The 12,972-nt window shown below is 64.5% G+C and carries 18 protein-coding genes; 11 read left to right on the top strand and 7 right to left on the bottom strand.

Going from position 1 to position 12,972, the window contains the following annotated elements; genetic code table 11:
* Positions 1–249: 249 nt before the first annotated feature.
* The 9 genes from J2S32_RS10540 to J2S32_RS10580 all read left to right on the top strand — a co-directional run bounded on the left by J2S32_RS10540 (position 250) and on the right by J2S32_RS10580 (position 6,166).
* Positions 250–1,035: a pyruvate, water dikinase regulatory protein gene (locus J2S32_RS10540; RefSeq protein WP_253523060.1), complete on the top strand. Its 786-nt coding sequence runs from the start codon at positions 250–252 to the stop codon at positions 1,033–1,035.
* Complete coding sequence (locus J2S32_RS10545; RefSeq protein ID WP_253520995.1) at positions 1,032–1,637, top strand: Maf family protein; 606 nt, start codon at positions 1,032–1,034, stop codon at positions 1,635–1,637. The genes J2S32_RS10540 and J2S32_RS10545 overlap by 4 nt, the downstream gene beginning before the upstream one ends.
* Entirely contained in the window at positions 1,634–2,488 is an 855-nt protein-coding gene (gene aroE, locus J2S32_RS10550; protein WP_253520997.1) for a shikimate dehydrogenase, read from the top strand. The genes J2S32_RS10545 and aroE overlap by 4 nt, the downstream gene beginning before the upstream one ends.
* Complete coding sequence (gene coaE / locus J2S32_RS10555; protein WP_253521001.1) at positions 2,485–3,099, top strand: dephospho-CoA kinase; 615 nt, start codon at positions 2,485–2,487, stop codon at positions 3,097–3,099. Before aroE ends, coaE begins: the two co-directional genes overlap by 4 nt.
* Before the next feature lie 41 nt (positions 3,100–3,140).
* Positions 3,141–3,836: a DNA polymerase III subunit epsilon gene (gene dnaQ, locus J2S32_RS10560; RefSeq protein ID WP_253521004.1), complete on the top strand. Its 696-nt coding sequence runs from the start codon at positions 3,141–3,143 to the stop codon at positions 3,834–3,836.
* 78 nt (positions 3,837–3,914) lie between these two features.
* Positions 3,915–4,484, top strand: coding sequence for a ribosome hibernation-promoting factor, HPF/YfiA family (gene hpf, locus J2S32_RS10565; RefSeq protein ID WP_253521007.1), 570 nt, complete (start codon positions 3,915–3,917; stop codon positions 4,482–4,484).
* An 18-nt stretch (positions 4,485–4,502) separates the two neighbouring features.
* Positions 4,503–4,967, top strand: coding sequence for a PaaI family thioesterase (locus J2S32_RS10570; protein WP_253521010.1), 465 nt, complete (start codon positions 4,503–4,505; stop codon positions 4,965–4,967).
* A 5-nt stretch (positions 4,968–4,972) separates the two neighbouring features.
* Entirely contained in the window at positions 4,973–5,308 is a 336-nt protein-coding gene (locus J2S32_RS10575; protein ID WP_253521014.1) for a DUF1491 family protein, read from the top strand.
* Positions 5,309–5,509: 201 nt separating this feature from the next.
* On the top strand, positions 5,510–6,166 hold the full coding sequence (locus J2S32_RS10580) for a cell wall hydrolase (protein ID WP_253521017.1): 657 nt from the start codon (positions 5,510–5,512) through the stop codon (positions 6,164–6,166).
* 61 nt (positions 6,167–6,227) lie between these two features.
* Here the strand turns inward: J2S32_RS10580 and xth are convergent, their stop codons facing one another.
* The 3 genes from xth to J2S32_RS10595 form a co-directional block, all read right to left on the bottom strand.
* Entirely contained in the window at positions 6,228–7,001 is a 774-nt protein-coding gene (gene xth, locus J2S32_RS10585) for an exodeoxyribonuclease III (RefSeq protein WP_253521019.1), read from the bottom strand.
* Positions 7,002–7,097: 96 nt separating this feature from the next.
* Positions 7,098–7,427 carry an iron-sulfur cluster insertion protein ErpA gene (gene erpA, locus J2S32_RS10590; protein ID WP_253521021.1) on the bottom strand — a complete coding sequence of 110 codons (330 nt, stop codon included), beginning with the start codon at positions 7,425–7,427 and terminating at the stop codon, positions 7,098–7,100.
* A gap of 31 nt (positions 7,428–7,458) precedes the next feature.
* On the bottom strand, positions 7,459–7,890 hold the full coding sequence (locus tag J2S32_RS10595; RefSeq protein ID WP_253521024.1) for a CBS domain-containing protein: 432 nt from the start codon (positions 7,888–7,890) through the stop codon (positions 7,459–7,461).
* Positions 7,891–8,003: 113 nt separating this feature from the next.
* Here J2S32_RS10595 and J2S32_RS10600 point away from each other — a divergent pair, with 113 nt between their 5' ends.
* A complete protein-coding gene (locus J2S32_RS10600; protein ID WP_253521026.1) occupies positions 8,004–8,294 on the top strand; it encodes a hypothetical protein in 291 nt (96 codons plus the stop codon).
* Here the strand turns inward: J2S32_RS10600 and J2S32_RS10605 are convergent.
* From J2S32_RS10605 to J2S32_RS10620, 4 genes are read right to left on the bottom strand one after another with little or no spacing between them, the layout of a single operon-like run.
* Positions 8,291–8,665 (bottom strand): (2Fe-2S) ferredoxin domain-containing protein, encoded by a 375-nt coding sequence (locus J2S32_RS10605; RefSeq protein ID WP_253521029.1) that lies wholly within the window; start codon positions 8,663–8,665, stop codon positions 8,291–8,293. The genes J2S32_RS10600 and J2S32_RS10605 overlap by 4 nt on opposite strands.
* Positions 8,666–8,681: 16 nt before the next feature.
* Positions 8,682–9,155 (bottom strand): DUF2497 domain-containing protein, encoded by a 474-nt coding sequence (locus tag J2S32_RS10610; RefSeq protein WP_253523062.1) that lies wholly within the window; start codon positions 9,153–9,155, stop codon positions 8,682–8,684.
* A 52-nt stretch (positions 9,156–9,207) separates the two neighbouring features.
* Positions 9,208–10,689, bottom strand: a complete 1,482-nt coding sequence (locus J2S32_RS10615) for a TolC family outer membrane protein (RefSeq protein ID WP_253521031.1) — start codon at positions 10,687–10,689, stop codon at positions 9,208–9,210.
* Entirely contained in the window at positions 10,690–11,292 is a 603-nt protein-coding gene (locus J2S32_RS10620; RefSeq protein ID WP_367398978.1) for a protein-L-isoaspartate O-methyltransferase family protein, read from the bottom strand.
* A gap of 155 nt (positions 11,293–11,447) precedes the next feature.
* On the opposite strand from J2S32_RS10620, the gene J2S32_RS10625 reads away from it, so the two are divergent.
* Entirely contained in the window at positions 11,448–12,965 is a 1,518-nt protein-coding gene (locus tag J2S32_RS10625; protein ID WP_437181937.1) for a fumarate hydratase, read from the top strand.
* Positions 12,966–12,972: the final 7 nt, after the last annotated feature.

The raw sequence follows: 12,972 nt of genomic DNA on the forward strand, positions 1-12,972 counted from the left end.
CCGACTCGCCGCCGGCTGTGAGTCGAGTCAAACTTATCCCTGCTATGCCCACCCCTGCGCAAAACTCGGATTTGGTGTGCGGGAATCGGCCCGTGAAGGACTCGTTCCGGGGAGGGTTTTTGCTCCCGAACTTGTCGCCAGCTTTCTCCCGTGGTTTATGCCCCCGTTCTCCACAGGCCGCAGGACCTCGCCATCGCCAACCGCGTCCATCTCCATCTGTTGTCCGATTCCACCGGCGAAACGCTCGAAATGCTCGCCAAGGCGGCGCTTGCGCAATTCGAGGATGCCGATGTCATACGGCATTTCTGGCCGATGGTCCGCAGCCGCCAGCATCTCGAGCGGATCCTGCCCGAACTCAAGGACAATCCGGGCCTCGTCCTGTTCACGCTGGTCAATCCGGATACGCGCAACCGGCTGGAGGAAGCCTGCACCCAGCTGGGCTTGCCAGCGGTACCCATTCTCGACCGGGTGACCGAAGCGCTCGAAAAAGCGCTGGGCCAGGAAGCGCATGGCCGGCCGGGGCGCCAGCACGCAATGGACCAGGCCTATTTCAACCGGGTCGAGGCGATTCAGTTCACCATCGCGCATGACGACGGGATCGGCTGGGAAGAATGGGAAGAGGCCGATATCCTGCTGGCGGGCGTGTCGCGCAGTTCGAAAACCCCGACGAGCATCTATCTTGCCAATCGCGGTTACAAGGTCGCCAATATCCCGCTGGTGGTCGAAAGCCCGCCGCCGCCCAAGCTGTTCGAACTCAAGCATCCGATGATCGTGGGGCTAACCACCGCGCCCGAACGGCTGGTGCAGATCCGCCGCAACCGCCTGCTTACGCTCAATGAGGAACGCGAGACCGACTATGTCGATGGCGAGCGGGTCAAGGGCGAGGTCAAGTTCGCCCGGCGGATGTTCGCCGACAATGGCTGGGCGGTGATCGACGTGACGCGCCGCTCGATCGAGGAAACCGCCGCGGCGGTGATCCGCTTGTATAACGAGCGTTCGGCAAGTGGCAGCTCGCAGGGATCCAAACCGATATGAGTGACCTTGGTGGTAGCGGGATCGTGCTCGCCTCGAACAGCGCGTCGCGCAAGGCGATGCTGGAGGCGGCGGGGATTGCCTTCGAAGCCGAAGGTGCCGCAGTCGACGAACGCGCGCTCGAAGCCGAGATGGAGGGCGCCGAGCCTGCCGAGATCGCGCAGGCGCTGGCCGCGGCCAAGGCGGCAGCCCTATCCGCCGCGCGGCCCGATGCGCTGGTGCTGGGTTCGGATTCGCTGGTCGAGGTCGACGGCAGGCGCTTCGACAAGCCGGCCAACCGCGACAATGCGGCCGAACATTTGCGGTTCTTCTCGGGCAAGGCAATGACCCTGCATAGCGCAGCGGCGCTTGCGCGCGGGGGCCAGATCGTCTGGGTCGGCTCCGATTTTGCGCGGCTGCGCGTACGCGACCTCAGCGAGGACTTTATCGCCGCCTATCTCGATGCCGAATGGCCCGCCGTATCCTATTGCGTCGGCGTGTTCCGGATCGAGGGGCCCGGCGTGCAACTGTTCGAGAGTATTGCGGGCGACCAGTTCACCGTGCTCGGCATGCCCCTGCTCCAAGTCCTCGATGCACTGCGCGGCGAAGGGGCGCTCGCTTCGTGACGGACTATGTCGAAGTGATCGGCGATCCGATCGCCCAATCCAAATCGCCCGTCATCCACGGGCTGTGGATCGAGAAGCTCGGGCTCGCTGCGGAATACCGTGCCACGCGTGTCGAAGCTGCGGGGCTGGAGGACTATCTCGCCGCGCGCCGCGAGGACGCCGCCTGGCGCGGATGCAATGTCACCATGCCGCACAAACAGGCCATCATGCCGCTGCTCGACCGGCTCGAACCGCTGGCGAAGCGCGTCGGTGCGGTCAATACGGTCGTGAAGACCCCCGACGGCCGGCTGGTCGGACGCAATACCGATGTCGCCGGGTTCCTAGAGCCGCTGGCGCAGCGGCTTGGCGAGCAGCACTATTTCCGCATGGCGCGCGTGCTGGGCACTGGCGGTGCCGCGCGCGCGATCGTTACCGGGCTGGCGCGCGAAGGGTTCCGCATCGTGCTTGCCGGTCGCAATACCGACAAGGCGCGCGCGCTGCTGGAGGAACTCGATCCCGACGGCGAACACCATGTCGCGCCGCTCGATCATTTCGCGCAGACGACCGATTTCGCCTTCGATGATCGCGAGGGATGCTGCGACCTGGTCGTCAACGCCTCGCCGCTCGGCATGCGCGGCCAGCCCGCCCTCGCCTTCGACTGGAGCCATGCCCCACCGGGTTCGATCGCCTATGATATCGTTACCGATCCGGTCGCTACGCCATTTCTGGAGAATGCCCGCGCCGCCGGGTTCCAGACCATCGACGGGTTCGCCATGCTGATCGGTCAGGCAGCGGCGGCGTTCGAACATTTCTTCGGTGTGGCCCCGCCCCGTGAATACGATTCGACGCTGCACGAAAGGCTGGCGGCATGACCCGCCCACTGATCGTCGGCCTCACCGGTTCCATCGGCATGGGCAAGTCGACTGTCGCCGCGATGTTCGAGGCTGCGGGTGTGCCGGTATTCGATGCCGATGCCGAGGTGCGCGCGATGCAGGGCCCCGGCGGTGCGCTGGTTCAGGCAATCGAAGCTGCCTTTCCGGGGAGTACCGATGCAGGCGGCGTCTCGCGGGAGAAACTCGGTGCGCTGGTGTTCGGCAATCCGCAGGAATTGGCTCGGCTCGAAGCGATCGTCCATCCCGCGGTGGCGGCGCAGCGCGAGGCGTTCCTGATCGAACATGCCGGCGCGCCGCTGGTGGTGTTCGATATCCCGCTCTTGTTCGAGAAAGGCGGCGCCGAAGCGGTCGACCGCGTGGTGGTCGTCTCCGCCCCCGCCGAAGCCCAACGCCGCCGCGTGCTGGCCCGCCCCGGAATGACCGAAGAAAAGTTCGCGCATATTCTCGAACTGCAGACCCCCGATTCGGAAAAACGCGCGTGCGCGGACCACATCATCGACACCGGGACTTCGGTCGAAGAGACCGAAGACGAGGTCCTCGCGCTGATCGCGGAACTGCGCGGTGTCATACCCGCGCGCCAATCGCTGTAACCCCCTTGTAATCTGGCCCCGCGGCGCCGATAGGAGTGGTGATGCGCGAGATCGTGTTCGATACCGAAACCACCGGCCTAGACCCCAAGACCGGGGACCGGATGGTCGAGATCGGCTGCATCGAGATGGTGAATCTCGTTCCGACCGGCGCGAGCTACCACGCTTACTTCAATCCGGAACGTGACATGCCCTCGGGCGCCGAGGCCGTACATGGCCTGTCGGCGGCATTCCTGTCGGACAAACCGCTGTTTCGCCACCTCGCCGCAGAACTGCTCGAATTTATCGGCGATTCGCCGCTGGTGGCGCATAATGCCGGGTTCGATTTCGGGTTTCTCAATACCGAGTTGTCGCTGTGCGAACTGGCCCCCATCTGCACCAGCCGGATGGTCGATACCGTCGCCTTGGCACGCAAGCGGCATCCGGGGGCCAAGCTCTCGCTCGACGCGCTGTGCTCGCGCTACGGGATCGATCGCAGCCACCGCGTCAAGCACGGTGCGCTGCTCGATGCCGAACTGCTGGCGCAGGTCTATGTCGAGCTCAAGGGTGGGCGGCAGATCGGCCTCGAACTGGCGGCGGAGGTCGCATCCGCCGGACTCGTCCAAGCCGCCGATTTCCCCGCAGTGCGCCAGGCCCCGTCGGGGCCGCGCCGCCAACCGCGCCCACACCATGCCAGCGCCGCGGAACTGGCGCGGCATCGCGAATTCATGACCGGGATCGAGAACCCCTTGTGGGGCTGATGTCCGGTATGGTGGAAACCGGCGGACGGGCCGGGGAGTTGGAACCGCACGGGGGACGGTAAAGGAGAAAATAACAAGATGGATATTCGTGTTTCCGGCCACCAGATCGACACCGGCACAGCGCTGCAGGAGCATGTCGGCGATCGATTGAACTCCATCGTCGACAAGTATTTCAACCGCGCCATTTCTTCGCATGTCACCTTCGGCAAGGGGTCGGGCGGCGCGTTCACCTCCGATATCGTCACACATGTCATGCAGGGCCTGATCCTCAAGGGTCATGCGGAAGCGCATGACGTCCACCAGGCTTTCGATGCCGCGGCGAGCAAGATCGAAAAGCAGCTGCGCCGTTACAAGCGCCGAATCAACGATCGCCACGAACAGGCCGCCCATGCGGTACGCGAGGCCGAGGCCGCCTATACGATCCTCGGCGCGCCCGAACCCGACAATGACGAGGAACTGACTGCCGACAGCCCGCCGGTGATCGCCGAGACCAAGGCGATGATCCCCGAATGCAGCGTGGCCGATGCAGTGATGCTGCTCGACCTCCAGAACACCAATGGGCTGTTGTTCAAAAATGCGGGCAGCGGCGCGCATAATATGGTCTATCGCCGTCACGACGGTTCGATCGGCTGGGTCGAACCGCGCTAGGAACGACGGAGAGTAGCAATGACGGGGGCCGCAACCAGCGGGGCTGAGCGCCATCATCGGGCGCTCGAGAGCCTCTATGCTTCGGCGCCGGTCAATGCGCTGTTTCCTTCGCGGCTGGAAATTACCGGCGAGGGCACCTCACGGATCACCTTCGATGTGACCGAAGAAGTTTATCATGCTGCCGGTGCGGCGCATGGCACGATCTATTTCAAGATGCTCGACGATGCCGGTTTCTATGCTGCGAACACCTTCGTCACCGACCGTTTCCTGCTGACGACCTCGTTCAACCTGCATTTCACCAAGCCGGTGCGGGTGGGGCAGGTGGTCGCCGAGGGGCGCTGGGTGAGCGGGCGCAAGCGCGTGTTCGTCGCCGAATCGCGGCTGGTCGATGACGAGGGCGACGAAATCGGCCGCGGAACGGGGACCTTCATGCGCTCGCATATCCCGCTGTCGAGCCTCCCCGGCTATCTCACCGAAGGCTGAGCATAGTGGACGCGCGCTTGCCTGCCCATGTCGAGGTTTCGGGCTTGATCCGTGCGGTCGAGAGTGCGGGCGGTTTTGGCATGGTCCTCCAGAAGGGGGAGAAAGACGCGGGCATCCTGCTGGTATTAACCACGCAAAGCGGCAGGAATACCCGCTTGTGGGAGCGCATGCCCCAGCTCGACGGGTCGCGCGCATTCGTCTGTACGCGCACACAAGACGATGAAAACGCAAGAGAATTTGACGAATACGTGACCAAGCGCCGGCGCTCCGACCCCGATTGCTGGGTTATCGAGCTGGATATCGAAAATGCAGAACGGTTCGTCGCAGGGGTGGCGGGTTAACTTGACTTAATATCAATTGCGACTATTTGCCCGCCAGCTTCGATGCGCAGGCGGCGTTAGGACGGCAATGGGGTCGACACGCTAGCACGCAGACGGGGGGTGGCCGGCAGGCCCGTATCGGATCCAAGTTTCAGGACGCCATCAACGCGCCATGGATCCCAGCCTGCGTCAGACCGCCAACCGCTTAGTTGTCAGTGAAAAATGGTATTCAAGACTACCGGGTTTACCGCGGTCATCGCGGCAATCGCCTTTACTACTTTTGCGGGAGCCGAAGGTTCCGGCGCCAACGCCCAGGTTGCGGCGCAAGCAACCGCAGACATCACCACCGAGGCACAGCTCACTGAAGAAGTGGTGCCCGTCTTCGTCGAGAAGGAAGTGGTGCAGGAGCTTCCCGCAGCGGAAGCCGTATCAGACAATTCCGCCGACGCGGCACCGCAGGCAGACAGCCTGCGCGAGCTCGTCGCCGCCATGCCCGCTGGGAGCCAGCTTTCCGACGAACTCCAGTGCCTCGCCGGGGCGGTCTATTTCGAATCGCGCGGCGAACCGCTCGACGGCCAGCTGGCGGTTGCGCAGGTGATCATCAACCGCGCCGAAGACCGCCGTTTCCCATCGAGCTATTGCAGCGTCGTCTACCAGCGCGCGCAATTCTCTTTCGTCAAACATGGCCGTATGCCGCGGATCAAGACCGGCTCGCGCGCCTGGCAGCGTGCGCATGCCATTGCCCGCATCGCCCACCGCGGGCTGTGGGACAGCGAAGCAAGCGATGCGCTGTACTTCCACGCGAACTACGTCCGGCCCAGCTGGAGCCGCCGCAAGGTAGCGCTGGCGACGATCGACACGCACGTCTTCTACCGCTGAAGCAAGTCAATTTGGAAAGGGGCCTTCGCGCGAGCGGGGGCCCCTTTTCGATTCGCGCGGACTAGTCGCGCACGTCGACCCAGACCGGAGCATGATCGCTGGCCTTCTCGCGCCCGCGATGCTCCTTGTCCACGCCCGCTGCCTGCAACCGTACGGCTAGCTCGGGGGACAGCAGCAGGTGATCGATGCGGAACCCGTGGTCGCGCTGCCATGCGCCCGCCTGATAGTCCCAATAGGTCCACACGCCTCCGCGCGGATTGAGCGTATCGAGCGCGTCGGTCCATCCGTCACCCAGCAGCCGGGCATAGGCATCGCGCGATTCGGGCTGCATCAGCGCGTCGCTCGCCATCGCGCGCCCCGACCAGACATCCTTGTCTTCGGGGATGACATTGTAATCGCCGACCAGTGCAGTCGGGATTTCCTGCGTCCACAGCGTCGCCGCATGCGCGCGCAGCCGTTTCATCCAGGCCAGCTTGTAATCGAATTTCGGCCCCGGTTGCGGGTTGCCATTGGGCAGGTAGATCGACGCCACGCGGACGCCGTTCACGTCCGCCTCGAGATAGCGCGACTGTTCGTCCTCGGGATCGCCGGGCAGGCCGCGCTGGGTCTCCACCGGTTCAACCCCATCGGCGAGGATAGCGACGCCGTTGAAGCTCTTCTGACCATGCCAGATGGCCTTGTAGCCGATGCTCTCGAACTCCTCGGCGGGAAAGCCTTCGTCCATCGTCTTGATTTCCTGCAGGCAGGCGACGGTGGGCCGGGTTTCCTCGAGCCATTCCTTCAGACGCGGCAAGCGCGCCTTGATCCCGTTGATGTTGAAGCTGGCGATACGCATGCGGGCGTTCTTATGGCCTCGGCAGGCGGTTGGCCAGCGCCAAGCCCCGTGCCTTCTCTGCGATGTGTGAAGGGCCGGTCCGGCCCTGCAGGATGGCTAGATGCCGAAGCTCGACCCGCAACCGCAGCCTGCCGCGGCCTGCGGGTTTTCAACGCGGAAGGCCGCGCCGCCCAGCGATTCGACGAAATCGACCGTGCTACCCGCGACGAGATCGAGGCTGACAGGATCGACGAGCAGCTTGACCCCGTCCTTCTCGCTGATCGCATCGTCGCTTTCAGCCGCATCGGCGAGGCCGAACTTGTACTGGAAGCCCGAACAACCGCCGCCTTCGACCGAGAGGCGGAGGATGGCCGGCTTGGCCTGCTTCTCGGCGATCACGGCGATACGGGCCGCCGCGGCATCGGTGAGGGTGGGGGAATTGATCATGCCAGCGATGTAGGGAGGCGCGAGCCCAGTCTCAAGCGGTCTGGATGTAAGCGCGCATGGCTTCAGCCTCGTGTTCGATCTCGTCGAGCCGCGCCTTGACCAGATCGCCGATCGAAATGAAGCCGCACATCGCCTCGCCATCGACCACCGGCAAGTGGCGGATCCGCCGCCGGGTCATCAGCGCCAGCGCTTCGAGAACCGAGGTTGTGCGCTGCACGGTGATCGCGGGCGCGGTCATGACCTCGCCCAGCGGCCGCGACAGGCAGGCATCGCCTTCATCGGCGAGGCGATAGATTACGTCGCGTTCGGAAAAAATGCCGACCACCTTGCCGGCTTCGACCACCGGGACCGCGCCGATGCGCTTCGAGGCCAGCAGCGCAACCGCCTCGCGTACGGGCGTATCGACATTGCAGGAGATGATCTCGGAGTTCGCCCGCCCTTCGATCAGACTGCCGATTTCCATGCGCCATCTCCTCCGCTTTGCTGCTGCCAGAATGCCATCTTCACCTGCAAAAAGCGAATCGTCCAGCACCCCGGCGTTGAAACTGGTGCGCAGGCCCGCCATGTGCGCTGGCGATGGCGCATAAATCTCCCTTGGACGATCCCGAAAGCGCGGCCTTTGCCTGGGCGCGCTATCGGCGGATCATGCGCTTCATGTTCCTGCTGACGGTCGGCGTGGTCGCGATCGCGATGGCACTGCTGTACCGCCACGGCGCCGAGGAAGTGTCGATCCACTTCTACATCGCCGTCGCGCTCGGCGTCGGCTTTACCATGCTGCTGACCAGCGCGCTGATGGGACTGGTGTTCCTGTCCTCGGGGACCGGCCATGACGAAGCGATCGAAGACCCGCTCCGCGACGACGACTAGTCGGCTGGTCTGAGACGGTATTCCTCGACCGGCACGCCGCCGATCAGATGGCGTTGGATGATCGCCTCGAGTACCTCGGGGTGGCACGAATGGTACCAAACGTTATCGGGCCAGACGACCGCGATGGGCCCCGCCTCGCATACCTGCAGGCAATCGGCCTTGGTCCGTTGGACGGTCCCCTCGCGGCCGACCAGACCAAGTTCCTTCAACCGGCGCTTGAGGTAGTTCCACGCCTGCTTGCCTTCGTCGCGGCGGCAGCATTTCTGCTTCTCGGAGATGCTGCACAGGAAGATCTGCCGTTCGGCAATGGCGCCGCCGGTCTTGGCCAGCGCTTGCTCGGCCTTGCGCAGGGCTTTCGGTTTTGCCGTCAAATGTACCGCGGCAGGCTCAGCTGCGCTTGCCCGCAATCCGTGCAATCTCGGCCTTGACCAGATCCTCGACCATGCCGGGCAGGTTGTCGTCGAGCCATTGGGCCAGCATCGGGCGCAGCATTTCGCGCGTCAGGCCCTCGAGCGAGGTCTCGCCCGAACGGACGATCTGCGGCTGCTTGCCGGGTTTGGCGAGCATGGCGAGCGCGGCGAAATTCTGGCTCATCGCCGCGCGCGTGTCGCCCCGGGTGAGCGCATCGTCTTCGGCTTCGTCCTCGTCCTCGTCCCGCTCGTCATCGAGGGCGATTTCCTCGGCGAGTTCGAGCACTTCGTCGGCTTCTTCGGAATCGGCGGGTTCGGCAAGGCTTTCGCGCATCGTGGCAGCCGTGCGCCGACGGCGTTCGAGGATCGCGCCTTCGCGATTGTCGCGTGCGATCACCTTTTTGATCGAGTCGAGAATTTCCTCGACCGAAGGTTCACCCGTTTGCTGCATCGTCACTCAAGCCCCTGTTGGCGAATCGGTACGTCCCGATTCGGTACAGCGCTCAATAGCCTGATTCGGTTCCCGTTTCATCCTCTCCCGGAACACTGGCGTCGGGCGTCGCGACATCGACAGTGCTCGTGGCGCCGGCGACGGGTTCGGGATCGCGGTCCCAATCCCACACACGGCCCTTCACGCGCTCGTAATTGGCTGCGGGATCGTAGAGTACGCCCTCGCCCAGGAACCCAAGGTCGCGCGCTTCGGCGCGGCCCATCGCGGCCAGCAGGCTGAAGCCCGCGACATAGGCGTTGCGGCGCGCCGTCACCAGCTGCGCTTGCGCGCTGAGCAGTTCCTGTTCGGCATTGAGCACATCGAGTATCTGGCGGCTGCCGATCGAGTTCTCCGCGCGCACGCCTTCGAGGCTGAGCGTGGCGGCCTCTACCGCGATCTGGCTGCTTTCGATCACGGCCAGCGATGCCTGCCAGCTCGACCAGGCGGCGCGTACCTGGGCGATGGTTTCGCGTTCGGCGGCAATGACCTGTTCGAGCGCTGCGGTTTCGCGCGCTTGTGCCTGCCGCTGGCGTGCGGCGGGAAGCCCGCCCTGGAATATGGGAATGCTGAGGTTCACTCCCGCATTGGCCGTCGTTTCTTCCTGCGTAATGCCGGGAGCGCCCCCGGCCAGCGTGTCGAAGTAATCGGTATAGGTCGCGCCCGCGAACAGCGAAACGCGCGGCAGCCGACTGGCGCCTGCGACCTCGGAGTCGAACCCCGCGGCATCGGCGCGTTCCATCGCCGCCAGCAGGTCGGGATTGTTGGCCAGCGCCGTATCGACAGCCGTGGCCACATCGGTCGGCAGGTTGGGCAGCGGCGGCGGTGCCTGCAGATCCTCGGGCGCGTCGCCCACCAGCCGGATGTAGGTTTCGCGGGCATTGATCAGGTTCGCCTGCGCATTGCGCAGATCGCCCTGCGCCAGCGCCAGCCGCGATTGCGACTGGGCAACATCGGTGCGGGTAAGGTCGCCGATCTCGAACCGGTCGCTCGTTGCCTGCAGATTGACCGTCAGGAATTCGACCTGGTTGGCGGTGAGCGCGACCAGCGCCTGCGTGCGGAGCACGTCCATGTAAGCGGCCACCACCTGGCTGAAAATCGCGCTCTCGGTCGCGCGCAAATCGTTCTGCCCCGCCGCGACGCGTTCTTCCGCCGCCTTGACCGCGTTCCTGACCGCCCCGCCGGCATAAACCGGAACGGTCAGCTCGGGACCGATCTGGAGGGTCCGGTCGGGCGAAGTGAAGCTGTTGGGCGACTTCTTGATAAACTCGATATAGGTGCCGGAGGCATTCACGCTGGGAATGCCGGGGGCTTCCTGGATCTGGACGTTTTCGTCATTCGCCCGCTGGTTGGCGCGCGCGGCGAGCAGCGTGGGATTGTACAGATAGGCGTTGGTCAGCGCCTCCTGCAGCGTATCGGCTTGCGCCGGAACAGCGAGAGCCAGCGCGCTTGCGCCCGCCCCCAGAACCCAGAACTGTGCTACCCCTCCGCGACGCATTCAGAAACTCCAGCTTTGCGGCCGGTCGAATGCGCCAAGCCGCGGGATACCCATTTCGGCAAGCGGGATCAGCGCCAGCGCGCTCCCCGATTTGCGGCCGGTGGCGAGGCGGGTGACGCCGCGCTCGACCATGCCGGTTACGATCCGTCCGCCTTCGGCGACCAGCTTGGCCAACGCTGCGGGCGCGTGTTCGATGGCCCCGTCGACCAGCACCAGCGTGTAATCGCCGCGCTTGGCGCCATTGGCCGCCTTCTCGGGCGTGACGGTGTCGAGCTTGCCGACCAGCGGCTCGACCAGCACGGGCAGGTAGCCGCTGCCGCCATCGATCACCAGCACGCGGTCATCCATGCTGGGCCGGGCTTCGGCGAGCATGGCACCATGAAACAGCGGAGCGGGCAGGAACCCGCCGCTTTCGAGCCGAATCGCGCGGTCCATATAGGCGATCGACTTGGCCCCCTCGGGCACGAAATCCTCGCGCGCGACGCTCGCCATGCGCTCGAGCACGAAGCCGTCGTTGACACCGCTGGTGCGCAGCTGGCTGTCGATCATCGCCTTGCGGGCGGCCGTGTAGTCGGGGCGGGTGGTGGTCAGGGTCATGGTCATTTCCGCGAGCTGTATTACATCAATAACACGCTTATGCAAGCTCCGGTTGCCTTAGGCGTATGGCCTCTCCGGGCCAAGCGCTTTGACCGATGGCGGCAAACCTGACTATCGGGGAGCGCAAATCTGCAACATGGGAATTTGCGGCGATGAGCGACATGACCGTCATCAGTGAAAACGACCTGATCGAGAGCGTTGCCGACGCGCTCCAGTATATCTCCTATTACCATCCGATGGACTATATCCGAGCGCTGGGCGAGGCCTATGAGGCCGAGAAGGGCCCCGCTGCCAAGGATGCGATCGCGCAGATCCTCACCAACAGCCGGATGTGCGCCGAGGGGCACCGCCCGCTGTGCCAGGACACCGGGATCGTCAACGTCTTCGTCAAATGGGGGATGAACTGCCGGCTCGACAGTACGCGCTCGCTGCAGGACGTCGTCGATGAGGGGGTGCGCCGCGCCTACAACCACCCCGAAAACAAGCTGCGCGCCTCGATCCTCGCCGATCCCGCCTTCACCCGCCGCAACACGCGCGACAACACGCCCTGCGTCCTGTCGGTCGAAATGGTGCCCGGCAGTACGGTTGAAATCGACGTTGCCGCCAAGGGCGGGGGCAGCGAGAACAAGTCCAAGTTCAAGATGATGAACCCGAGCGACAATATCGTCGACTGGGTGATCGAGCAGATTCCCTCGATGGGTGCGGGTTGGTGCCCTCCGGGAATGCTCGGCATCGGCATCGGCGGCACCGCGGAGCATTGCGTGAAGCTGGCGAAGCAGAGCCTGATGGATCCGATCGACATGGGCCAACTCAAGCAGCGCGGCGCACAGAACGATATCGAGCAATTGCGCATCGACATCTTCGACGCGGTGAATGCCATGGGGGTGGGCGCGCAGGGCCTTGGCGGACTTGCCACCGTGCTCGACGTGAAAATCCTCGACGCGCCCTGCCATGCGGCGGGCAAGCCGGTGGCGATGATCCCCAATTGCGCCGCTACGCGCCATGCGCATTTCACGCTCGACGGCTCGGGACCCGCCTATCTCGAGCCGCCCAAGCTGGACGATTATCCGCAAGTGACCTGGCAGCCCGACAGCGCCGCCCGGCGCGTCGATCTAGGCACGTTGACGCCGGCGGAAGTGGAAAGCTGGAACCATGGCGACCGCCTGCTGCTGTCGGGCAAGATGCTGACTGGGCGCGATGCCGCGCACAAACGCATCAAGGACATGCTGGATGCAGGCGAGGAGTTGCCGGTCGAGTTCAAGGGGCGCGCGATATACTATGTCGGTCCGGTCGACCCAGTGATGGGCGAAGTCGTCGGTCCGGCCGGCCCCACCACCGCCACGCGGATGGACAAGTTCACCGACATGATGCTCGACCTCGGGCTGCTCGCGATGATCGGCAAGGCCGAGCGCGGCCATGATGCGGTCGAAGTAATCAGCCGGTTCAAGGTCGCCTACCTCATGGCGACCGGCGGGGCGGCCTATCTCGTCAGCCGCGCGATCAAGGGCGCGGAAGTGGTGGCTTTCGAGGACTTGGGGATGGAAGCGATCTACGAATTCGAGGTCCAGGACATGCCCGTAACGGTCGCGGTCGATGCGGCGGGCAACAATGTCCACACGCTCGCGCCTGCCGAATGGCGACGCCGCATTGCTGCTGGAAATCTCGAACCTGCGGAATAACAGCCGC

It is taken from the genome of Qipengyuania citrea (genome assembly GCF_024171405.1).
Taxonomy (GTDB): domain Bacteria; phylum Pseudomonadota; class Alphaproteobacteria; order Sphingomonadales; family Sphingomonadaceae; genus Qipengyuania; species Qipengyuania profunda.

Excerpts from the sequence above, each read along its gene's own strand:
- J2S32_RS10540 (WP_253523060.1), top strand. The coding sequence starts at position 250 with ATGCTCGCCAAGGCGGCGCTTGCGCAATTCGAGGATGCCGATGTCATA.
- J2S32_RS10545 (WP_253520995.1), top strand. The coding sequence starts at position 1,032 with ATGAGTGACCTTGGTGGTAGCGGGATCGTGCTCGCCTCGAACAGCGCG.
- coaE (WP_253521001.1), top strand. The coding sequence starts at position 2,485 with ATGACCCGCCCACTGATCGTCGGCCTCACCGGTTCCATCGGCATGGGC.
- dnaQ (WP_253521004.1), top strand. The coding sequence starts at position 3,141 with ATGCGCGAGATCGTGTTCGATACCGAAACCACCGGCCTAGACCCCAAG.
- hpf (WP_253521007.1), top strand. The coding sequence starts at position 3,915 with ATGGATATTCGTGTTTCCGGCCACCAGATCGACACCGGCACAGCGCTG.
- J2S32_RS10570 (WP_253521010.1), top strand. The coding sequence starts at position 4,503 with ATGACGGGGGCCGCAACCAGCGGGGCTGAGCGCCATCATCGGGCGCTC.
- J2S32_RS10580 (WP_253521017.1), top strand. The coding sequence starts at position 5,510 with ATGGTATTCAAGACTACCGGGTTTACCGCGGTCATCGCGGCAATCGCC.
- xth (WP_253521019.1), bottom strand. The coding sequence starts at position 7,001 with ATGCGTATCGCCAGCTTCAACATCAACGGGATCAAGGCGCGCTTGCCG.
- erpA (WP_253521021.1), bottom strand. The coding sequence starts at position 7,427 with ATGATCAATTCCCCCACCCTCACCGATGCCGCGGCGGCCCGTATCGCC.
- J2S32_RS10595 (WP_253521024.1), bottom strand. The coding sequence starts at position 7,890 with ATGGAAATCGGCAGTCTGATCGAAGGGCGGGCGAACTCCGAGATCATC.
- J2S32_RS10600 (WP_253521026.1), top strand. The coding sequence starts at position 8,004 with ATGGCGCATAAATCTCCCTTGGACGATCCCGAAAGCGCGGCCTTTGCC.
- J2S32_RS10610 (WP_253523062.1), bottom strand. The coding sequence starts at position 9,155 with ATGCAGCAAACGGGTGAACCTTCGGTCGAGGAAATTCTCGACTCGATC.
- J2S32_RS10615 (WP_253521031.1), bottom strand. The coding sequence starts at position 10,689 with ATGCGTCGCGGAGGGGTAGCACAGTTCTGGGTTCTGGGGGCGGGCGCA.
- J2S32_RS10620 (WP_367398978.1), bottom strand. The coding sequence starts at position 11,292 with ATGACCATGACCCTGACCACCACCCGCCCCGACTACACGGCCGCCCGC.
- J2S32_RS10625 (WP_437181937.1), top strand. The coding sequence starts at position 11,448 with ATGACCGTCATCAGTGAAAACGACCTGATCGAGAGCGTTGCCGACGCG.